Annotated in this window: 24 protein-coding genes, 1 tRNA gene and 2 pseudogenes; 21 read left to right on the top strand and 6 right to left on the bottom strand. The window is 69.7% G+C overall.

All coding sequences use genetic code 11. From position 1 onward, the window contains the following. The first annotated feature begins 5 nt into the window (after positions 1–5). The 4 genes from QQM72_RS24325 (at position 6) to QQM72_RS24310 (ending at position 2,273) form a co-directional block, all read left to right on the top strand. Entirely contained in the window at positions 6–749 is a 744-nt protein-coding gene (locus tag QQM72_RS24325) for a siderophore-interacting protein (protein ID WP_314222980.1), read from the top strand. Between the two features lie 24 nt (positions 750–773). Continuing rightward, positions 774–1,394, top strand: a complete 621-nt coding sequence (locus QQM72_RS24320) for an HhH-GPD-type base excision DNA repair protein (RefSeq protein WP_314222979.1) — start codon at positions 774–776, stop codon at positions 1,392–1,394. Between the two features lie 380 nt (positions 1,395–1,774). Further along, the gene (locus tag QQM72_RS24315; RefSeq protein WP_314222978.1) at positions 1,775–2,086 is read left to right on the top strand and encodes a hypothetical protein; all 312 of its coding nucleotides are present in this window, start codon (positions 1,775–1,777) and stop codon (positions 2,084–2,086) included. A gap of 64 nt (positions 2,087–2,150) precedes the next feature. After that, positions 2,151–2,273, top strand: coding sequence for a hypothetical protein (locus QQM72_RS24310; RefSeq protein ID WP_314222977.1), 123 nt, complete (start codon positions 2,151–2,153; stop codon positions 2,271–2,273). Between the two features lie 19 nt (positions 2,274–2,292). On the opposite strand, the pseudogene QQM72_RS24305 reads toward QQM72_RS24310, so the two are convergent. Beyond that, a pseudogene (locus QQM72_RS24305) lies at positions 2,293–2,955 on the bottom strand (helicase HerA-like domain-containing protein); the annotation flags it as partial. A 141-nt stretch (positions 2,956–3,096) separates the two neighbouring features. Here QQM72_RS24305 and QQM72_RS24300 point away from each other — a divergent pair. The 5 genes from QQM72_RS24300 to QQM72_RS24280 all read left to right on the top strand — a co-directional run bounded on the left by QQM72_RS24300 (position 3,097) and on the right by QQM72_RS24280 (position 8,025). After that, positions 3,097–4,278 (top strand): helix-turn-helix transcriptional regulator, encoded by a 1,182-nt coding sequence (locus tag QQM72_RS24300; RefSeq protein ID WP_314223038.1) that lies wholly within the window; start codon positions 3,097–3,099, stop codon positions 4,276–4,278. A gap of 78 nt (positions 4,279–4,356) precedes the next feature. Next, the gene (locus QQM72_RS24295) at positions 4,357–4,599 is read left to right on the top strand and encodes a hypothetical protein (RefSeq protein WP_314222976.1); all 243 of its coding nucleotides are present in this window, start codon (positions 4,357–4,359) and stop codon (positions 4,597–4,599) included. An 11-nt stretch (positions 4,600–4,610) separates the two neighbouring features. Then, complete coding sequence (locus QQM72_RS24290; protein WP_399078430.1) at positions 4,611–4,847, top strand: DUF7848 domain-containing protein; 237 nt, start codon at positions 4,611–4,613, stop codon at positions 4,845–4,847. A gap of 1,245 nt (positions 4,848–6,092) precedes the next feature. After that, on the top strand, positions 6,093–7,529 hold the full coding sequence (locus tag QQM72_RS24285) for a replication initiator (RefSeq protein WP_314222974.1): 1,437 nt from the start codon (positions 6,093–6,095) through the stop codon (positions 7,527–7,529). Then, positions 7,522–8,025 carry a recombination directionality factor gene (locus tag QQM72_RS24280; RefSeq protein WP_314222973.1) on the top strand — a complete coding sequence of 168 codons (504 nt, stop codon included), beginning with the start codon at positions 7,522–7,524 and terminating at the stop codon, positions 8,023–8,025. The genes QQM72_RS24285 and QQM72_RS24280 overlap by 8 nt, the downstream gene beginning before the upstream one ends. A 194-nt stretch (positions 8,026–8,219) precedes the next feature. On the opposite strand, the gene QQM72_RS24275 is transcribed toward QQM72_RS24280, so the two are convergent. Both QQM72_RS24275 and QQM72_RS24270 read right to left on the bottom strand, forming a co-directional pair. Beyond that, positions 8,220–9,962 carry a recombinase family protein gene (locus tag QQM72_RS24275; protein ID WP_314222972.1) on the bottom strand — a complete coding sequence of 581 codons (1,743 nt, stop codon included), beginning with the start codon at positions 9,960–9,962 and terminating at the stop codon, positions 8,220–8,222. An 8-nt stretch (positions 9,963–9,970) separates the two neighbouring features. Beyond that, positions 9,971–10,951 (bottom strand): annotated as a pseudogene (locus tag QQM72_RS24270) (helicase HerA-like domain-containing protein); the annotation flags it as partial. Between the two features lie 105 nt (positions 10,952–11,056). On the opposite strand from QQM72_RS24270, the gene QQM72_RS24265 reads away from it, so the two are divergent. Both QQM72_RS24265 and QQM72_RS24260 read left to right on the top strand, forming a co-directional pair. After that, positions 11,057–11,353, top strand: a complete 297-nt coding sequence (locus QQM72_RS24265; protein ID WP_004943146.1) for a type II toxin-antitoxin system VapB family antitoxin — start codon at positions 11,057–11,059, stop codon at positions 11,351–11,353. 179 nt (positions 11,354–11,532) lie between these two features. Beyond that, positions 11,533–12,177, top strand: coding sequence for a LytR C-terminal domain-containing protein (locus tag QQM72_RS24260; RefSeq protein WP_314223037.1), 645 nt, complete (start codon positions 11,533–11,535; stop codon positions 12,175–12,177). Positions 12,178–12,272: 95 nt separating this feature from the next. On the opposite strand, the gene upp is transcribed toward QQM72_RS24260, so the two are convergent. Next, positions 12,273–12,908, bottom strand: a complete 636-nt coding sequence (upp, locus tag QQM72_RS24255; protein ID WP_314222971.1) for a uracil phosphoribosyltransferase — start codon at positions 12,906–12,908, stop codon at positions 12,273–12,275. A 167-nt stretch (positions 12,909–13,075) separates the two neighbouring features. Here upp and QQM72_RS24250 point away from each other — a divergent pair, with 167 nt between their 5' ends. The 4 genes from QQM72_RS24250 (at position 13,076) to QQM72_RS24235 (ending at position 14,802) form a co-directional block, all read left to right on the top strand. Next, a complete protein-coding gene (locus QQM72_RS24250) occupies positions 13,076–13,279 on the top strand; it encodes a hypothetical protein (RefSeq protein ID WP_082412854.1) in 204 nt (67 codons plus the stop codon). Between the two features lie 346 nt (positions 13,280–13,625). Next, on the top strand, positions 13,626–14,180 hold the full coding sequence (locus QQM72_RS24245; RefSeq protein ID WP_314222970.1) for a tRNA adenosine deaminase-associated protein: 555 nt from the start codon (positions 13,626–13,628) through the stop codon (positions 14,178–14,180). Positions 14,181–14,230: 50 nt separating this feature from the next. Further along, a complete protein-coding gene (gene tadA / locus QQM72_RS24240) occupies positions 14,231–14,662 on the top strand; it encodes a tRNA adenosine(34) deaminase TadA (RefSeq protein WP_020131307.1) in 432 nt (143 codons plus the stop codon). Positions 14,663–14,717: 55 nt separating this feature from the next. Next, positions 14,718–14,802: transfer RNA gene (locus tag QQM72_RS24235), tRNA-Ser, on the top strand. Here QQM72_RS24235 and QQM72_RS24230 read toward each other — a convergent pair. Further along, positions 14,797–15,066 (bottom strand): PLDc N-terminal domain-containing protein, encoded by a 270-nt coding sequence (locus tag QQM72_RS24230; protein WP_314222969.1) that lies wholly within the window; start codon positions 15,064–15,066, stop codon positions 14,797–14,799. The two genes, QQM72_RS24235 and QQM72_RS24230, sit on opposite strands and share 6 nt — an antisense overlap. 184 nt (positions 15,067–15,250) lie before the next feature. On the opposite strand from QQM72_RS24230, the gene QQM72_RS24225 reads away from it, so the two are divergent. From QQM72_RS24225 to QQM72_RS24205, 5 genes are all read left to right on the top strand, one after another. Then, positions 15,251–15,427, top strand: coding sequence for a hypothetical protein (locus QQM72_RS24225; RefSeq protein WP_020131312.1), 177 nt, complete (start codon positions 15,251–15,253; stop codon positions 15,425–15,427). 18 nt (positions 15,428–15,445) lie between these two features. Continuing rightward, positions 15,446–15,739: a Dabb family protein gene (locus QQM72_RS24220; protein WP_314222968.1), complete on the top strand. Its 294-nt coding sequence runs from the start codon at positions 15,446–15,448 to the stop codon at positions 15,737–15,739. Between the two features lie 280 nt (positions 15,740–16,019). Continuing rightward, a complete protein-coding gene (locus tag QQM72_RS24215) occupies positions 16,020–16,952 on the top strand; it encodes an RNA polymerase sigma factor SigF (RefSeq protein ID WP_399078422.1) in 933 nt (310 codons plus the stop codon). A 304-nt stretch (positions 16,953–17,256) separates the two neighbouring features. Beyond that, complete coding sequence (locus QQM72_RS24210; protein WP_020131315.1) at positions 17,257–18,165, top strand: RNA polymerase sigma factor SigF; 909 nt, start codon at positions 17,257–17,259, stop codon at positions 18,163–18,165. Positions 18,166–18,219: 54 nt separating this feature from the next. Beyond that, the gene (locus tag QQM72_RS24205) at positions 18,220–19,029 is read left to right on the top strand and encodes a hypothetical protein (RefSeq protein WP_314222966.1); all 810 of its coding nucleotides are present in this window, start codon (positions 18,220–18,222) and stop codon (positions 19,027–19,029) included. Positions 19,030–19,173: 144 nt separating this feature from the next. Here QQM72_RS24205 and QQM72_RS24200 read toward each other — a convergent pair whose 3' ends face one another. Then, complete coding sequence (locus tag QQM72_RS24200) at positions 19,174–19,371, bottom strand: hypothetical protein (protein WP_054242212.1); 198 nt, start codon at positions 19,369–19,371, stop codon at positions 19,174–19,176. A gap of 434 nt (positions 19,372–19,805) precedes the next feature. Between QQM72_RS24200 and QQM72_RS24195 the strand changes: the two genes are divergently transcribed. Continuing rightward, positions 19,806–20,333 (top strand): MarR family winged helix-turn-helix transcriptional regulator, encoded by a 528-nt coding sequence (locus tag QQM72_RS24195; protein WP_314222965.1) that lies wholly within the window; start codon positions 19,806–19,808, stop codon positions 20,331–20,333. Positions 20,334–20,346: the final 13 nt, after the last annotated feature.

Below are 20,346 nucleotides of genomic sequence, written 5' to 3'. Positions count from 1 at the left end.
AAGCCATGACGCAGGGGCGGGGCTGGGAGGGCACGGTCCTCAGACTGATGCGTGCGAAGGACTTCACGCTCACGGTCACGGGCGTGGAGGAGGTCACCGGCGAGTACCGCAGGCTGCGCCTCTCGGACGGCGGCCTGCTCGCCGCCACCGGCGTCCACCCGACGATCTGGATCCGGCTCTGGTTCGAGAACGCGGGCCGGCCGCACCAGCGGGCCTACACCCTGGTCGACCCCGACCCGGCGGCCGGCGCCTTCGCCCTGGAGTTCGCGCTGCACGAGGGCGCGGCCAGCGACTGGGCGCGGGCGGCGAAGCCCGGCGACACCATCGAGGCGACCGTCCAGGGCACCGGCTTCGAAGCGCCGGCCCCGGCTCCCTCGCACGTCCTCGTGATCGGCGACCCGGCCTCCCTGCCCGCCATCAACTCCCTGCTCGGCGAGGGCGAGGGGGCGCTCGGCGCAGCCCCGGCGACCGTCTGGTTCGAGGGCTCGCCCGACGGTACGGACGGCCTCCCCTTCCGGACCGACCCCGCACGCCACGAGATACGGCACGTGCCCCGGGCGGACTCGGGCGCCCACCTCGTCGAACGGGTCAAGGCCGAGCTGCCCGCCCTGCTGACGGCCACCCCCGACCCCTACGTCTGGATCGCCTGCGACACCCGCACCACCAGGACCCTTTCGGCCTACCTGCGCAAGGAGCTGCGCCTCCCCAAGGAGCGGCTGCACGCCCTGGGGTACTGGCGCGCGAGCTGACGGCCCAGGCGGGATCATCGACGCATGGACGTCACCCTTCACCTCTCGCAGGACCCCGAGGCCGACGAGCTCCTCGGGCGGTCCCCGCTCGCCGCGCTGGTCGGGATGCTGCTGGACCAGCAGGTCCCGATGGAGTGGGCGTTCAAGGGACCCCGGACGATCGCCGACCGGCTCGGCGCCGACGACCTGGACGCGCACGACATCGCCGCCCAGGACCCGGAGGCCTTCGCCGCACTGCTCTCCGAGAAGCCGGCCGTGCACCGCTACCCCGGGTCCATGGCCAAGCGCGTCCAGCAGCTCTGCCAGTACCTGGTCGAGCACTACGACGGGGACGCCGCCGCGGTCTGGAAGGACGTGAGCAGCGGCAGGGAGCTGCTTGGGCGGCTCCAGGAACTGCCCGGCTTCGGCAGCCAGAAGGCGCAGATCTTCCTCGCGCTGCTGGGCAAGCAGCTCGGTGTGCGGCCCACGGGCTGGCGCGAGGCGGCCGGCGCCTACGGCGAGCCGAAGTCCTTCCGCTCCGTCGCCGACATCACCGGCCCGGAGTCGCTGACGAAGGTACGGGCACACAAGCAGGAGATGAAGGCGGCGGCCAAGGCGGCCAAGGCGGGGACGGCGAACAGAGCGGACAGGCCCGCGAAGAAGTAGTGGACGGGCCACCCGACAGCCCGCCCGGGTGGGCCGCCGGGGGCCCGCCCACGTCGACGGAACAGGCCGGGGTCACACGCCCGGCTGAGCGGAACAGGCCGGGCAGCCCGCCCACGTCCGCCGATCAGGCCGGGCAGCCGCCCGGGTGGCCCGCCAGGCAGCCCGCCCGGGTCGACGGAAGAGCCCGGGCCACCCGCCCTGGTAGCCCGCCCGGGTAGCCCGCCCGGGTGGGCGGCCGGGTGGGCCCGCCAGGTGGGCGGCCGGGCTGCCGGGTGGGCCCGCAAGGTGCCGCAGACCGTGTGAGGCGGTTGTCCGCCGAACGGGCGGATCCGACCCCCGGCATGCTGAACCCAGGGCGTGTCGCGGGGAGATGACCTCTCATGAGCCCCGCAGCACGCCTCTCCCGCAGCCGCAGCTGGCTGCGGACACTCGTGCTGCTGCTCGCCCTGCTGGTGCCGGGGGCCGCCACCGAGATCTCGGCGGCACCCGTAGCCGCCGCCGAGACCGCCGAGTACGACGTCCTCGACACGGCGCTGCGACCGGCCCCCTGCGCGCACCGCCCCGCCGCCCCGCTGCGCCCCGCGGCCCTTCCGGCCCCGGCGCCCGGTGTCCCCGCGGACCGGCCGCGCCCCGCGCCGCACCGGCCGTCGTACACCCTGCACGCCCTGCGCACCGTGGTCCTGCGCTGCTGACGGACGCCGTTCCCAGGCCCGTCGGCGATCACGCTCACGCAAGGAACATGCGAGGGAAAGAGTCATGCCCACAGACCCGTACGCGATCCTGCGCGCCCTGCTGCGCGCGGAGGCCGCGCGCAGCACACGGAAACCGCAGGTGAAGGAAGCGAAGCCGCAGCAGTCCCCGGAACACCGGGACCGCTGACCGGTCGGCGGAGGCGGGACTACCGCCTCCGCCGGGCCGTGCCGAAGAGCGACCGGGTGATCTCGCGGCCGATCTGCGTGCCGACGGACCGGGCCAGCGACTTGAACATGCCGCTGCCGACGACCTGCTCGACGACGGAGCGATCCTCCTCGGGCTTCCGGGACCTGGGCCCCTTCGCTTCCCCCGCTTCCCCCACTTCTCCCGCTTCTCCCGCCTCCCGTGCTTGCTTCGCCTTCTTCGTCCCGTCCGTCCCTCGCGTGTCTCGCGTGTCCCGCGTCCCGTGCGGTGACTCCGGTTGCCCGGCGGGCCGGGCCGCCAGCTTCTCGAACGCGGATTCTCTGTCCACAGCCTGTGCATACCGCTCGTGGAGCGGGGACTCCCGCACCGCCCGTTCGAGCGCGGGGCCGTCGACCGGCCCCATCAGCGACTCGGGGGCACGCAGCCGGGTCGCGGCCACCGGCGTCGGGGCGCCCCGCTCGCTCAGGACGGTCACGACGGCCTCGCCGGTACCGAGGCCGGTGAGCAGTTCCTCCAGGTCGTAGGAGGAGTTCGGGAACGTCTTCACCGTGGCCTTGAGGGCTTTCTGGTCGTCCGGCGTGAAGGCCCGAAGGGCGTGCTGGACCCGGTTGCCGAGCTGGGCGAGGACGTCCCCGGGCACGTCCTTCGGGGTCTGCGTGACGAACGCTTCTGTCACTTCCACCCGATGTACCGGACCAGCGGGCTCGTGGCCTCTCTCCCCGAAGTGAAGCGTACGGCTCCCCCCGAAGGGCGGCAGGTGCAACAAGCCTGCCCGGATGGTCGTCAGTCGCCGTACGCTCGAATCATGAGTGCCGACATTGGCAGGCGGCTTCAGGAGGTGCGCAGGCGACGCGGTATGACACAGCGTCAGCTTGCGAGTGAATCCGGCGTGCCCCTGTCCTTGATCAGGAAGCTGGAGCAAGGGGAGCGGGCTGACACGCGTCTGGAGACCGCGCGCCAACTGGCGCAAGCGCTAAGGGTTCCGACGACGAACCTGCTCGCCGGACATGAGGACGAACCGGAAGCAGCGCCGGGGGCTGACGATCGCTGGGAGGCTGTCCGGCGTGCGCTCACAGCTCCGGTTCGCGCGGACGGGGTGACCGAAGAGCCGACCGTGGACGGTGTTCAGGACGCTCTGGAATCGGCCCTCCCGCTCTTCTCCGGCGATCGTTTCGCAGAGCTGAGCGTGATCCTTCCGCCCCTGCTGCGGGACGCTGACCTCATCGCCGAGACTGGGCCGGAAGGACGGGCGGTACGCGTCCGACTCTCACAGCTCACGGGCTGGTTGCTCACCCAGACGCGGCAGTTCGAGGCGGCGGACGTCGCCCTCTCCCGGTCTTTGGAAGAGTCGTCGGATCGGCTCCAGGCGGCGGCGACGGTCAACACACAGTGCTGGCTCCTGCTGCGACGCGGTCGGCTGGCCGAGGCGCGGGAGCTGGCGACTCGATGGGCCGACGAGGTGGAACCTCGCATCTCGCGGGCGACTCCGGCAGAGCTGAGCGCGTGGGGCTGGCTGCTGCTGCGGTCCTCCGCTGCGGCGATCCGGGACAACCGGCCCGGAGAGGCTGATGACGCGTTGCGCTACGCCAACTCGGCGGCGGTCGCGATGGGGCGGGAGTTCGCTCCGCGGGACGACTTCTTGCAGGCGTTCGGCCCGGTCACGGTGGCCCTGAAACGGGCCGAGAACGCCATGATCGTCGACAAGCCCGACCTGGTGCTCAAACTCTCGGCGCGTATCCCGACCGGCGGCATGCGGCCCACCTCCAACAACCGCAACCGTCACCTCCTGGACGTCGCGGAAGCGCACGCCCGTTCACGCGACTACGCGAAGACCGTCGAAGTCCTTCAGGGCATCCGCGCGGACGCTCCTCAGTGGCTGCCCAACCAGCGGTACGCGCGGGACATCTTCGGCAGAGTGATCGGTCGGCGGCGCACTCTCACCCCGGAAATGCGGAGCCTTGCCGACGCGATCGGCGTCCCGCTGTGACGTCCCGTGGCACTTCGGTCTGACACCTCGCCAAAGTGCCATTGAGGGGCATTCACGCCACTACGTAGCGTCATTGCCATGGCGACTCGAGGCAGAACAGCGCAGACGGCCGTCCCAGAGCGCGGAGAACTGGTCTACGACCCGGCAAGACACAAGGTCGGGGAGTACCAGGACATGGCCGGTCCGTACGCCATGCTGCGCCCGGTGGGCGGCGGCCGGGAATGGGAGGCGAACCCCGCCCTGATCCGCCCGGCTACTCCTGCCGAACGCCTCAGCGCGGGCGTGAAGGCGGCCAATCTGCGGGCGGAGCGAGGGCTGTGAGCATTCGGTCAGTGATTCGCCATGAGACGTGGACGCTCACTCCGGATCGCGAGCCGGACGCGGAGCCGATCACGTACGCGATGGAGTGTGCGGTGTGCGGGGAGTCCTCGGCAGTCGACGAGGACTTCGCCGAGCCGCAGAGCTGGGTACTGGAGCACTGCGGCAAGAACCCGTCGCACCACACCTTCCGGGAGATCATCACCCGCCCGTGGCGCACCTGGCGGGCTTCAGGGTCGTCCATGCCGTAGATCCCCGTCCCCCGCCGGGGTGGGTCTCTGCCCTGGTAGCGGCGCGCTGCGGGCACGCCGCCGGCCGTAGAGGCTTTGGACGGGAGCTGCCATGGGGCGAGTGAACAGGGGGCCTTACGCTCGCCAGCGGATCGGGCAGTCTTTGGGACCTGCCCGCAATAGCCCGATCGGCCCCCTGTTCTTAGAGGCTCGCCCCATGGTGGCTGTCTAAAGCCTCGTAGGCCGTCGGCCCCCGCCCAAGAGGGTGTGCATCCCCCGTTCTCGCCCGCGCCGAAAGGGGGCTTATCCGTGATCAGCAACTCAGAGAGGTGTGCATGAAGCGTTGTGACGATCAGTTCGCTCCCCCGCCAGAGATGCAGGCGGAGGCGTGCCGTGTGGCGGGGATGGATCCGGACGTCTCTCCCGCGTTGGTGCTGCGGTGCGAGCTCAGGGTGCATGAGAGGCCTGATCATGCAGCGGGGATCGTGGAAGCGCAGGACGTCACGGGGCGCATGACATGGGTGTGGTGGCGCTCAGGAGTGGAGATGCGCGATCCGTGCATGGTGCGCCGGTTCGGGGATGAGACGCGGTTGGACAACGTCGTGTGCGGCCTGTTCGAGGGGCACGAGGGTGAGCACGCCTGGCCGTAGCAAGGGGGCTCATGGCTGCGTCGTCTGGTGCGCCGGGCGGCGGCACCCCGGACCGGACCGGCCGAAGGCCGCATGCCGGGTAGGGGAGCGCAAGCCGCCCGGCGCTTGGAACGGGCTTGGCTCATGGTCCCGCCTGTTGGTACTGCGCGCTGAGTGGCCGGGGGCCGCCGCAGCGGTGGCGGAGACAGGGAGCGGCGGCGGCCCGTGGCCGCCAACGCGCGCGGTCCGCCGGAGGCGGGCCGCCTTGAGGAAGTGAAGACAGATTCCGACACGCCACCCGGTCGGCCTCAAGTGCCGCGTCAGTGGCGGTAATTCGTTCGCGTCACTGAGGACGGACATGCGATCATGACGGTTCGAGCGACGAGCCTTTCTGGCGATTCTCAAACACAGACATAGACACAGACTCTCTTCAGCAGACATCACATTCTTCTTCTGCCTTCTCTGTCTCCGCTCTCACTCACGTTCACGATGCCTCGGCGCACTCTCACCCTCACATCTGACACTTCATCACTTCGCACTCAAAGGACATCAGACATGACCCACACCCACGCCTCGGCTCGCGCTCCTCCCTGCCCGTCTGTTCTGGAGGTGCCCTGTGCTCAACACCTCACACGAGGTGACTTCTTCGACTTTCCGCTCCGCCGCGCTGGAGCGTGAGAAGCGTCTGCGGCTGCTGTCCGATGCCGATCGGGACATCATCCGCCTCGCGCACGACCCCCTGTTTCCGCGCTTGCTGGAGCAGATCAAAGCCGTCGGGGGTTGTGCCCATCCGGTCTACCTGTCCGGCTCCACCATCGCCTCCGACGCCCTGACGGGTGAGGTGATCTCGTCCTACTCGACCGCCGGAGAACCGGGCGAGCGACTGGCCGTCCGCTGCCGCAATCGCCGCGCCTCGGTCTGCGCGCCGTGCGCGTACCTGCACGCGGGCGACACCTATCAGCTGATCCGGGCGGGCCTGTCCGGCGGCAAGAGCGTGCCCGAAGGCGTTCGAGAACGGCCGCGCCTGTTCGTGACCCTGACGGCACCCTCGTTCGGGGCCGTCCATCGCTTCCGCAACAGCGAGCGGTGCCGACCGCGCAGGGACGGCGGCACGTGTGAACACGGACGACCCGTCGGTTGCGGCCTGGTCCACACCGAGGGAGATCCGGCGCTCGGCCGTCCGCTGTGCGCCGACTGCTACGACTACGTGGGCCATGTGCTGTGGCACGCGCACGCGGGACGGCTGTGGGACCGGTTCACCACCGCCGCACGGCGGCACCTCGCCTCCGCAGCGGGCATACCGCGCTCAAGGCTCCGTGAACACCTGGTGGCCTCCTTCGCGAAAGTGGCCGAGCACCAGAAGCGGGCGGCGATCCATTTCCATGGGGTGGTACGCCTCGACGGTCCGGCCGGACCCGGTGACCCGCCCCCGCCCTGGGCCACAGCCGAGCTCCTCTCCGAAGCCATACACGCGGCTGCCGCCTCGGCGAATGTGCGGACCCCGGAATCGGACGCCTACGGGGACGTGCTCCTCCTCTGGGGGCAGCAGTTGGACGTAAGGCCGATCCGGGCCTTCGCGGACGGTGAGGGGCCTACAGACGACGCTGTCGCCGCCTACGTGGCCAAGTACGTCTCCAAGGGCACGGCCGACACCGGCGCGGGAGTGGACTACCGCGTCACCAGTCCGAACGACATCCATGCGGCGGTCGTCACACCCCACGTACGGGCTCTGATGGCCACCTGCTGGCGTCTGGGCGGCCTGCCCGAACTGGGACACCTCAGGTTGCGGTCATGCGCTCACAGCCTCGGCTACCGGGGCCACATCCTCACCAAGACCCGCCACTACTCGACGACGTACGCGGCCTTGCGCGAGGAACGAGCCGAATACCGGCGTGGCGACACAGGGCCGACCGACAACCCGACCGTGATCACAGAGTCGCAGTGGCGCTACGTGGGCTCCGGCTACACCCCCGGCGCTGCCCGACTCGCCGCCGGGATCGCCTATGACATCGCCACCAGCCGCGAACTCGCCCGCGAGGCGATCGCCGAAGAACGGCGGTGGCGGGATGCCTGACGACTTCGCCGGATGGTTTCGCTTCGGTCGCCTGGTCGACAATCAGCCTCAGGCGTTGTCCAGTTGGCGCATCACGACCCAGGACCTGAGTACTGCAAATTCCATCGGCCAATTCTTCGGCGGGATCCCTAACCGTTGGCGGACGAACAGCCCAGACCACTTTGAGGTGTTAACGGGAACCCCAATGGTCCGGATAACCCTGAATGACCCGCACTGTATTACGCCCGAAATGAAGAAGTGGGGCCACAAAGGACTGATGCATCATTGCGATGGAAGTCAGTTCTTGTCGCCGCACCAAAAGAAAGGCAGTTATTGCGGATGTCCTGAATCCCTGTGCGAACGCAAGGAAAGAGCTCGCAGCTATCTGGGACCTCAACCGAGCACGGAAGTGAGTTTCAAGGTCAGCGACGCTCCCTCACTCGGATACTTCCGCATGCACTCCGTTTCCTGGAGGTTCGCCGAATCTGCCTCCGCCATACGCGACCTGATTAATTAGGCCGGAGACGCCGTGACGTGCGCGCTCTCACTCTCGACCGTGGAATTCAGAGGCGCGGCCGGCCGCAGGTCGACGTACCTTCAGCCGCTCCTCCTGCCGGAGGGCACTACGGCGACGTAAGACACCATCGCGACAGCGATCAGCCCCGCCCGGGTTCGACACCTGGACGGGGCTGATCAATGTTCGGGGAGGTGTTACGCCTCAGACGGTACGGGCTTCCTGGCCCACTCGATCGTCACGCGCTTGCCCGCGTCGTACTCCTCCCACCTGTTCCCGCGCCCCTCGGCCTTCGTGATCTCGATGCGATCGATGAAGAGACGGAGGAAAGAGCGCCTCTCTTCGTGACTTGCCGAATACCACCACGACCCCGGTCCGATCGGGTCTCCGTCAGGCTCATCGCCGCCCACCCACTGCTCAATAGGGAGAGCGGGCATCTCCATACGAGACAACTCCGCAATACGAGAGTCCAAGCCCGCAATCTCCCCTTCCATTTCCGCCTTCTTCACCTTGAATCGCTCTCGACCGATCGGACCGCTGTAGACGTCGTTCTCCAGGTCGTCATACAGCTCGTTGAGCGCAATCTCACGGTCCTTCTTCCTCATCACCAACTCGGCGCGTTCGGCAACCAATTCGGGGCTCGCAATGGTGGCGGCGAACCGACGCGTGGCTTCCTCGATCAGTTCCAGGGTTTCGGGGACGTCCTCGTCAGCGCTCGACACCTTCGCCAGAGCGGCACGCGCAACGTGGTCCTCGATGTGGTCGCGCTTGATGCTGTTCCCGCCGGTGTGCCCTTCGGTGGCGGCACCCCTGGGCCGGGAACACCTGTAGGACGCCGTAGCGCTGCGGACGCCGTTGCTGGACATCGTGAACCCGCACTCGCAGAACAGCAGGGCGAGCCCGCTGAGGAGTGCGCTTCCTCGGTTGAGCCCCTGTCCTCGCCCTCGCGTCTTCAGCCACTCCTGCACGACATGCCAGTCGGCGGGCTCCAGGATGGCGGCGTGGCTGATCACGGGCTCCTGGGTCTTCGGGTCGCGGATGGTCCGATAGCCCGTGATCTGCTCCCGGATCGCCCCGTCCTTGGTCTCCTTTCGCTCGTAGACCGGCTCGACCGCGTGCCCGATCATGCGGGGGTCCTGCAAGATCCGCTTGAGGGTGGTCACCTCCCACTGCGGCGGCTTGCTCCGGCCCGGTGTACTGATGGTCACAGCGCCTCGCCACTTGCCGTTCAGGCGGGCGGTCTTCGTCGGGACACCTCGCGCGTTGAGGTCGGCACAGATACCCGCGAGTGAGCCGGGGCTCCGGCGACCCGCCTCCGCTGGGCGGTCCTTGTTCTCCAGGATCGTGTTCACGACTTCGCGGATCACTTCGGCCTCGTCCTCGACGATCACGAGTTTCCGGAGCGTCAGACCGCCTTCCCGGACCTCCTCCGTCGCGTACCCGTACGGCGGGAGTCCCCCGACCCACGAACCGGCGTCACGGAGGATCTTCTTCGTGCTTTTGACCGCCTTGGACTTGTTGGCGCTCTCCTCATGGGCCTGGTCCAGCCGCATGATGAGCATGATCAACTTCATGGTGTCGCCCGGCGGGAAGTCTCCCTCATTGGCCGAGACGATCGTGACGCCGAGCCGGTGCAGCTCCATCACGACCGGAACCGCGTCCTCGGGGCGCTGCCGAGAGAACCTGCTGACGTAGTGGACGACGATCACGTCCAGCCGTCCGGCGCGGGCGTCACTCAGCATGCGCTCGAACTCGGGCCGGACCACCCCGACCTTGTAGCCGGACAGGTCCCTGTCCTCGTAGTCCCCCGCGTACTCGTAACCCCGCCTCGCGGCCTCCGCCCGGCACGCCTCGCGCTGAGCGCGCGGTGATCCCTCGGACCTGTCCTGCCGTTCCTGGCTCTGCCGGATGTACCCCCCGGCCCGCTGCTTCGCGTTCATAGGGAGAAAGTATCGGAAGCCAAGAACACGCCGACCCCTTTCGAGCGAATCAGCCGGACGGTCTGCGTGATGGAGTCGAGGAACGCCTTCGAGGCGTCGTTGAAGAGCAGGTGCGCCTCGTCGAAGAAGAAGACGAGCCTGGGCCTGTCCGCGTCGCCGATCTCGGGCAGGTCGTGGAAGAGATCGGCCAGCAGCCACATCAGGAACGTCGAGAAGAGCTGAGGCTTCTCCTGGACGGCGGGCAGTTCCAGGACCGAGACGACCCCGCGGCCGTCGGGGGCCGTGCGCAGGAACTCGGCCGTGTCGAACTCCGGCTCGCCGAAGAAGCTCGCCATGCCCTGGGCCTCGAAGGCGGTCAGCGAGCGCAGGATCACCCCGGCAGTGGCCGTCGACAGCCCGCCGATGCCCTTCAGCTCCGCCTTGCCCTCGTCCGAGGTCAGGAAGGCGACGACCGAGCGGAGGTCCTTGAGGTCGAGCAGCTCCAGGCCCTTCTGGTCGGCGTAGTGGAAGATCAGGCCGAGGGACTGCTCCTGGGTGTGGTTGAGCTGGAGCACCTTGGCGAGCAGCACCGGGCCGAAGCTGGTGATCGCGGCCCGCAGCGGGATGCCGTGGCCGAGGCCGCCGAGGGCGTAGAACTCGGCCGGGAAGCCGGTCGCCGTCCATTTCTGGCCGACTTCCGCCGCCCGCCCCCGCACCCGGTCGTTCGCCGCTCCCGGCGCCGAGACCCCGGACAGATCGCCCTTGACGTCGGCGAGGAACACCGGCACGCCCTGCGCCGAGAGCTGCTCGGCGATCAGCTGGAGCGTCTTGGTCTTTCCGGTGCCGGTGGCGCCCGCGACCAGTCCGTGCCTGTTCAGCATGGGAAGGGGGATGCGGACGGGGGCCTCGGGCAGACACTTCCCGTCCCACAGCAGCGCGCCCAGGTCGAGGGCGGGCCCGGCGAAGGCGTACCCGGCGGCGATGTCGGCGGCGCTCGTCGGCTCACTCATCGGCAGACCCTCGTTCCGTTTTACCCCTGTTCATCACGTCTTTTCCAGCGTCGCACTCCGTCTCCATGGCTGCGCCCGGAACGCCTGGACCGGTAGGCTTTCCGTGTGATCTTCAAGCGCATCGGAAACGGCCGGCCGTACCCCGACCACGGCCGGGAAAGCACCCGGCAGTGGGCGGACGTCGCGCCGCGCCCGGTCCGCCTCGATCAGCTGGTGACCACCAAGCAGCAACTCGACCTGGAAACCCTGCTCGCGGAGGACTCCACGTTCTACGGCGACCTCTTCGCGCACGTCGTGAAGTGGCAGGGCGACCTGTACCTGGAGGACGGACTGCACCGCGCGGTGCGGGCGGCACTCCAGCAGCGACAGGTACTGCACGCGCGCGTGCTCGAGCTGGACTGACCCCAGCCCGGAGCCCCGCGAGGAGCCCTGCCAGAACCCCGCCCCGGCCCCGGCCGACCCTTCGGGTTGACCCTTTCGGGTGCTTTCCCGTGCCTCGAGCGGTGTCGGATGATCGTTTATTCGTCACGGCCGCCCGGGCGCACTACGCTGCGCCCATGAGCATGCTGACTCCCCCCGGCATGGGCGGCAAGTACCGGATCACGGGGGACAAATACCCCCGCATGCGCCCCCACCGACGACGCGGCAGGCTGGTCGTGGTGGTCGTCGCCTGCGGCGCCGTGCTCGGCGTGGCCGGCTGGGGCACCCTCCAGCTCATCGACGTCTTCACGGGCGGTGGGGGCACGGCCACCGCTGCCGGGGTCGGCTGCTCGACGAAGGCGACCAAGGCGAGCCCCGCGGCCTCAGCTTCCCCTTCCGCGTCCGCCGCCGCTGTAGTCGGCGCGGTGCCCAAGCCCGCGCAGATCACCGTGAACGTCTTCAACGCCACCACCCGCAGCGGCCTCGCCAAGACCACCGCGGACGAGCTGAAGAAACGTGGCTTCAAGATCGGCGAGGTGGGCAACGCCACCAAGCAGTACGACAAGAAGGTCACCGGCACCGGGATACTGCTCGGCCCCGCGGCCTCGCTGAACACCTCGTTGCCGGTGCTCGCCACCCAGCTCACCACCGCCGAGCGCCGCACCGACGCGGCCCGGGCGGGCACGGCGGTCGACCTGATCATCGGCAACCGGTTCAAGGCGCTGACCAGCCCGACGGCCTCGGTCAAGGCGCTGACGGCCCTGGCCGCACCGCAGCCGACGGCGTCCACGAAAAAGGGCTGCTGACAGCAGCCCTTCCCGCCCCACTCCGCCTTCCGCCTCGCGAGCGAGCCTGCCGGACGTCTCGGCCCGCTCAGGCGGTCAGGCGGTCGCGCATCGGCCTATTCGGCCGCGCCGTACAGCCGGTCGCCCGCGTCGCCCAGGCCCGGGACGATGTAGCCGTGCTCGTTGAGGTGGTCGTCGACCGCCGCCGTGACGACGGTGACCGGGGTGCCCGCGAGCTCGCGCTCCATGAGCTCCACACCCTCCGGGGCCGCGAGCAGCACCACGGCCGTCACGTCGTCGGCGCCGCGCCGGATCAGCTCGCGGATCGCGGCGACCAGCGTGCCGCCGGTGGCCAGCATCGGGTCCAGGACGTACACCTGGCGGCCGAGGAGGTTCTCCGGCATACGCGTGGCGTACGTGGACGCCTCGAGCGTCTGCTCGTTGCGGATCATGCCCATGAAGCCCACCTCGGCGGTCGGCAGCAGCCGCATCATGCCGTCCAGCATTCCGAGACCCGCGCGCAGGATCGGCACGACCAGCGGGCGCGGGTGGGAGAGCTTCACGCCGGTGGTCGGGGAGACCGGCGTCTTGATGTCGACCTGCTCGGTGCGCACGTCACGCGTGGCCTCGTAGGCGAGCAGGGTGACCAGTTCGTCGGCCAGCCGGCGGAAGGTCGCGGAGTCCGTGCGCTGGTCGCGCAGCGTGGTGAGCTTGTGGGCGACCAGAGGGTGGTCGACGACGTGGAGACGCATGTCCACAACAGTAACCGGGCCGAACCCGCCCGGCGTCCCCACTCACAGTGAACCTCTCCCCCTCGGCTTGCCCTCGGGTTGGGCCATTGGCTGGCGTCAAACCGCCCGTCGGAGGGAAAGTGGGGAAAGGTAAGGAGCCGGACCGGGGTACCCGAAGTGGTGTGCTGATGCCTGAGCTGCCCAACCTGCCCGACAACGACTCGCCGCGGAAGGCGCGTCCGGACGAGACCGACGCCGAGCGACGACGGCGCCGCGCCCGGTTCCTGCGCGAGCTGGCGGAGGCCCGCGAACTGCGCGACCGGGTCCAGCCGCGCCGCGCCAAGACCGCCCGGCTGCGCCACGCGATGCGCATGCGCACCTTCCGCTGGTAGCCCCGGCCGGACGGGACTTGGGGCATACGGGGAAGATCACCACCGTCACGGGTGTCCCGTGGGGCGGGCGTGCGTGGGCGCGAGGGAAAGCCGCGTACGATCCGCTGGTGGCGGCGACGAGAGCACTGGTGAGTCACTCGACGGACGTCTCGTGTACGTGCACATGGACGTACTCGTGGGCGTGCGATCAAAACCACGGGAATCAGGGAGCCGAAGACGTCCCCTGGACGCTTGGTTTCTGCCACGATTCCGAGTGGGTGGGGCTCGGAGCCTGAGCTCTCTCCGCCCGCAACCTCCGCCGGGGGGACCCCCAACCGGCACGCCTAAGACCAGTGGGAGAGTCACGGTGTACTTCGCCGCACTGCTCGCGCGCACCGAAGACGGGTGGGAAGCGAGCGACACGGAGCTCGACGATGTGGAGACCCTGTCGGATCTGGCCGACCTGGCCCGGGAGGCCTCTCCCGACGACGACACGGTGCTCGTGCTGATCGAGCAGGAGGACTCCTGGTTCGGGGTCGTCCGTATCGACGGTGAGGAGGACCCTCGCATCTTCGTCTCCGACGCCGCCGCCGCCGCCCGCAGCTCGTACGGCGAGATCCTGCTCACCGACGAACTGCTCGGAAGGGACCCGGGTGACGACGACGACCTGGACGCCCTCGACCTCGACGGCACCGAGGACGGTGAGGACGAGGACGAGGACGACGGCACCGAGGACGAGGGTGTCGTCAGCGTCGTGAACGGCAGCCCGGCCGAGGCCGTACCGCACGGCCCCGTCGGCGACGCCGGCATCCTCGACGACCTCGGCGTCGGCGAGAAGGAGCTGAGGTCGCTGTCCTCGGACGCGGTCACCGAGATCGCCGACGCCCTGGGCGCCTCGGAGGTTCTGGAGACCGTCCGCTGACCGCACCGCGAACGGCGCCGGATCCCGTACGCGACCGCTGGCGGGCCGCGATGCGGCTCGCCCTGGACGAGGCACGGCTGGCCGCCCGGGACGGAGACGTCCCGGTCGGCGCCGTCGTGCTGGCTCCGGACGGTACGACGGTCCTCGCCAGGGGCCACAACGAACGGGAGGCCGGCGGCGATCCGACGGCCCACGCGGAGGTGCTCGCCGTCCGGCGGGCGGCCGCCGCGCTGGGCGAGTGGCGGCTGTCCGGCTGCACGCTCGTCGTGACCCTCGAACCGTGCACGATGTGCGCGGGCGCGCTCGTGCAGTCCCGGGTGGACCGGGTCGTCTACGGTGCCCGTGACGACAAGGCGGGCGCGGCCGGCTCCCTCTGGGACGTCGTCCGCGACCGACGGCTCAACCACCGCCCCGAGGTCGTCGAAGGCGTCCTCGCCGAGGAGTGCGCGGGGCTCCTCACGGAGTTCTTCCGCGACCGCTGATCGCCCCCGAATACCGATTTCAAACCATGGCCCGCCTTGCTGTAGGGTCTCCCTCGGTAGCGTGTCCGAGCGGCCGAAGGAGCTCGCCTCGAAAGCGAGTGTGGCGCAAGTCACCGAGGGTTCAAATCCCTCCGCTACCGCTTCTGGACGAAGGGTCCGACTCCATGAGTCGGGCCCTTCGTCGTGTTCTCGGGGCACTCGCGCGGCTCGCGGTGCTTGCCCAAGTACACCCAGGCGAGGCCGCCGACGACCGGGGCGCTGAGCAGGAAGAGCAGCCAGAGCAGCTTCGGCACGTACCGGACGCGCTCCCCGGGGGTACGGACGCAGTCCAGCAACGCCCACAGGCACAGCACCGCAACGAGGACCATCGGGGCGACGGCCAGCGGTTCCAGCAGTCCCAGCATTTTCCTCCCCTTCCCTTCTTCCACTCCGCCCGGCACGCACCGGCGTTCACCCCCTCATCGGACGAGGACCCGCGAACGGTTCACGAACGCGCCGTGGACGTTCAAAAGCGGTGTGAAAATCGCACTTACGGTTACACTCGCCGCCGTCAACAAGGCCCGGACGGGCTCATACAGGGGAGGCCAGGTGGCGGTGAACGCCAAGAAGATCGCCGTCTACGTACTCGTGGTCTTCGTGCTCTACGTGATCATCACGGACCCGGCGAAGGCGGCCGACTACGTCCAGATAGGCTTCCAGGGCATATCGGACGCCGCCAAGGCCGTCGGCGACTTCTTCACCTGGCTGGCCGACGGGGCCGAGTAGCTCGCACTGGGAGTGCCCATGATCCGCCACCTGGTCCTTTTCAAGCTCAACGAGGGCGTCGAACGCGACGACCCCCGTGTCGTGCGGGGTGAAGCGGCCTTCCGGGCGCTCGGCGGCGCGATCGAGGAGCTGCGCTTCTGGGAGCTGGGCTGGAACATCAGCGACCGGCCCATCGCCTACGACTTCGCGATCAACTCGGCGGTCGAGGACGCGGACGCGCTCAAGCGGTACATCGAGCACCCGGCCCACCAGGAGGGCGTCGCCCTGTGGCGCGAGTTCGCCACCTGGGTGGTCGCCGACTACGAGTTCTGAGCCGCCCTTCTCGGCTTCCGGGCCGCCGTCCCCGACGGTCTTTCGGCAGTCCGGCAGGCCGGCAGTCCTTTCGGTAGCCGTTTCGGCAGTCCTTTCGTCGGTTCGGAGCCCTCCGCGGGAACAGCGGGGGGCTTTCGCACGTCGGGAAACAGGGCACGCGGCTCAACTTCTCCCTCAACACGGCGTTATGGGGTGCTTGCACACAGTGCACATGTCTTGTGATGCTATGACCGCTTTTGACGGATGAGTTGACCGATGTTGACCTGACGAAGAGGTGGCGTTGACCGTGTCGGCCAGTACTGCGCCGCCTCAGGAAGAGGCACCCCCGGCACCCGCCCCCGCGCCGGCCCTGGAAGCCGTCCCTCAGGCCCCTACGGCAACCCGCACGGAAACCCTCACCGAAGCCCCTGCAGAAGTCGCCACGGAACCCGTCGAGCCGCCCGAGCGGCGCCGGGGCGCCGACACCCGGGCGCTGACCCAGCTGCTCTTCGGCGAGCTCAAGGAGCTCCAGCCGGGCACGCCGGAGCACAACCGGGTGCGCGGGGCGCTCATCGAGGCCAACCTCCCGCTCGTGCGCTACGCGGCCGCCCGCTTCCGCTCCCGCAACGAACCGATGGAGGACGTCGTCCAGGTCGGCACCATCGGCCTGATCAACGCCATCGACCGCTTCGACCCGGAGCGGGGCGTGCAGTTCCCGACGTTCGCCATGCCGACGGTCATCGGCGAGATCAAGCGGTACTTCCGCGACAACGTCCGCACGGTCCACGTACCGCGCCGGCTGCACGAGTTGTGGGTGCAGGTCAACAGTGCCACCGAGGACCTGACGACCGCGTTCGGCCGCACTCCGACGACGGCCGAGATCGCCGAGCGGCTGCGCATCGGCGAGGACGAGGTGCTCTCCTGCATCGAGGCGGGCCGCTCGTACCACGCCACCTCGCTGGAGGCCGCCCAGGAGGGCGACGGCCTGCCGGGGCTGCTGGACCGCCTCGGCTACGAGGATCCGGCGCTGGACGGCGTCGAGCACCGCGACCTCGTGCGCCACCTTCTGGTCCAACTCCCCGAGCGCGAGCAGCGCATCCTGCTCCTGCGCTACTACAGCAACCTCACGCAGTCCCAGATCAGCGCGGAACTCGGCGTCTCACAGATGCACGTGTCCCGGCTACTCGCGCGTAGCTTCCAGCGGCTGCGATCGGCGAACCGCATCGAAGCGTGACGCGGAGCCCGAAGGACACGTCACTCGATCAGGGCTCGGAAGCATGAGCGAGTTGTCACCTTCGAGAGCGAATCGCTCACTCGACCCCTTCCCGGCGGATCTGCGCTGAAATGCCGTCAGACCCCCTCTTTCCAGGGCTGATTCGTCACTCACATGTCGACATGTCACTACAGCGTGTTGCCGACATGTGACATTCTGCCGGAAGCGCGTTTGCCGGGGCTTCGGCTCCGGTATTCAGGTGAAGGCTGACGTTCCTCAAGCGGGAATGTCCGCCGCGACCGTCCCGCGACCCAAAGGGGGTGGCATGTCCGCAGATCAGGGCAGCTCCGAGGTGCTCACGCTCACAAAGAGCGAGTCCGCGCCAAGCGCGCCCGTCGAGCCCGCCGTGCTCGACGTGCTCGACGACGTCACGGCCCCCGAGGCCGCTCCGGCCCCGGTACTCACGACAGGGGCCATCGACACCCGCACCCTGTCCCGCTCCCTGTTCCTGCGACTGGCCACCCTCGCCGAGGACAGCCCCGAGCGCATGTACGTCCGGGACACCCTCATCGAGCTCAACCTCCCCCTCGTGCGTTACGCGGCGGCCCGCTTCCGCTCGCGCAACGAACCGATGGAGGACATCGTCCAGGTCGGCACCATCGGCCTGATCAAGGCGATCGACCGCTTCGACTGCGAACGGGGTGTGGAGTTCCCGACGTTCGCCATGCCGACGGTCGTGGGCGAGATCAAGCGCTTCTTCCGCGACACCTCGTGGTCGGTGCGCGTCCCGCGCCGCCTCCAGGAACTGCGCCTGGCCCTCACCAAGGCCAGCGACGAGCTCTCCCAGAAGCTGGACCGCTCGCCGACGGTCGCCGAACTCGCCGCGGTGCTGGGCGTGTCCGAGGAGGACGTCGTCGACGGCCTCGCGGTCGGCAACGCCTACACGGCTTCCTCGCTGGACTCCCCGGCACCGGAGGACGACGGCGGCGAGGGCTCCCTGGCCGACCGCCTCGGCTACGAGGACACGGCCCTGGAGGGCGTGGAGTACCGCGAGTCGCTGAAGCCGCTGCTGGCCAAGCTCCCGCCCCGCGAACGCCGCATCATCATGCTGCGCTTCTTCGCCAACATGACCCAGTCCCAGATCGGCGAGGAGGTCGGCATCTCCCAGATGCACGTCTCCCGTCTGCTGACCCGGACGCTGGCGCAGCTGCGCGAGGGCCTGATCTCCGACTAGCCGGACCCGGACCGAGGGCTTCCTTCCTGACGGAGCGTCAGCGACACTGACGCGATGCGAAGTCCGACACGGGATCCGACACGGGCACGTGGCCGCCGGGGCGCCGTATGGGGCGCGTCGGCGGCCGCCGTCGTGATGGCGGCCGGCCTCCTGGCCGCCTGCGGCGGAGACGGGCACACCGGCGGCTACGTCGCCATCGGCGGAGCGGGCGACACCGCGCACCCGAACACGCGGACGGGCGACTCGGCGGATCCGACGGGCGGAGTACGGCTCGTCCCGCTGGACGACGAGAGCGGCTCCCCCGCGGGGCCGGCCGGTCCAGGGGACCCGGCGAGCGAAACGGCCGGACACGGGTCGGAGGGCACCGCGGCAGGCGGCGCCGGGCCCGGCACCCCACGAACCACCGCCCCTGGCGTCCCGCGCGCCTCAGGCACCCCGGGCGGCTCCCCTGGCGCCGAAGGCGGCTCCGGGGCTGCCGAGGGCGGCTCCGGGGGCGGTACGCCACCGGACGTGCCCTCACCGGCGCCCACGGCCCCGCCGAGCACCGCGCCAGCGGGACCGGCCTCGCTGGCCGTGAGCGATCCCGTCCGCGCGGGGACGGACCAGCGGTGGTGCGAGGCCGTGACCCTCACCTTCCGCAACTTGGGCGGCACCGCGGTGCGTTCCGGCACGGTCACCTTCGGGACCCATGTCATCGACGCGATCGGCATCGACTGGGCGACGCGCGAGTCGACGGCCGCGCTCCCGACGCCGATCGCCGCGGGCGCGCGCGAGGAGAAGACGTGGACGGTCTGCGTCGACGCGTGGCGCGTACCGCTGGGCATGCACATCGAGACGCGGGACGTGTCGGTGAGGTGGGAGTGAGCGGGCGGCGCCGGACACACGAAGACCGGACAGGCGAAGAGACGGGGGCGCGCGCGTCAACCCCGCAGTGACGCACGGCGGTCGACGCGCTCGCTCACCCCGTCATCTCGTCATCCCGTCACCGTGTCCGGTGCGGGCCGGCGGTTACTTCAGCGCCAGCCAGGCGACCGCCGCGACGATCACGACCGCGGCGACGATGCCGACGATCAGGCCGATGCGGGGCCCGGACTGGGTGGGGGCCGGCTGGGCGGCCCGGGGGGCGCCGTCGTCGACGAACGCGCGGAACATCTGGGTGCTGCCGGCGGGGTCGTGGTTGCCCTGGGGGCCCTGCGTGTTAGCCATGGGCCGAGACACTAGCGAAAACGCGCGGGGCGGCCCAAGTGGGGGTGGGCAGTCCGGCCGACCGGAACCCCCCGGACCCGCCCGGTTACTTGGGCACCCGGCACGCATCCGCCGTACCAGGGACGACCTCGACGGGGATCACCCCGCCCGGGAGACGGCCGGACGTGACCACCCTCCCGGGGAGACGGCCCGGACCGAGTCACCCCACCCCGGGAGCGGCTCGGGCCGCACCGGCCACCCTCGCTGCCGAGCCCGGCTGCGGGCCCAGCCGTCCCCGATCCCGCCCGGATCGGGCATCCGCAACGCCCCCACCTGCACATTTACCGTCGCCATACTTGCCTTTGCCAACTTTTTGCGGGCCTCACGGCCGTTTTATTTGCCTGTAGCAACCAACCGCTCCTATGGTTGCCCTAAGCAACAAACTGGGAGGTGTGATGGCAGGGCAGGCGCAGTACGAGGAGCTGGCGCGTCAGCTCAGTGCCGTCGGGGCGGTCAAGCGTGACCTCGGGCGGATCCTGCCGCCCGACTGCTCCGCGGGATCGGCCGGCGTCCTGGCGCTCCTCGGCCGCCACGGCGACATGCGCATGAGCGCGCTCTCCGAGCTGCTCGCCGTCGACATGTCCGTGACCAGCCGACACGCCGCGCACCTCGCCGACCGGGGCTGGATCGAACGCTCCCCCGACCCGGCGGACAAGCGCTCCCGCATCCTGCACCTCACGCCCGAGGGCCACACGATGCTCGTCGAGCTGTCACGCCGGAGCACCGAGTTGCTGGCGGAACGGCTCGGCGACTGGACCGACGCCGAGGTCGGCCGGCTGATCGCCCTGCTGACCCGCCTGCGCACCAGCTTCGGCGACTGCCGGACCGTCACGCACCGGCCGCCGGCCCCGCCCGCGCCGCCGCCTCCCGTTCCCGTAAGCGAACAGACACAGACCACCCGTACACCCGCACAAGCAACATAGGAAAAGGAAGCCC

This window comes from Streptomyces zaehneri, assembly GCF_032248645.1.
In the GTDB taxonomy this organism is placed as follows: Bacteria; Actinomycetota; Actinomycetes; order Streptomycetales; family Streptomycetaceae; genus Streptomyces; species Streptomyces coriariae.
Note: the sequence above shows the minus strand (reverse complement) of the source record. Positions and strands in the feature narration are given on the sequence as shown.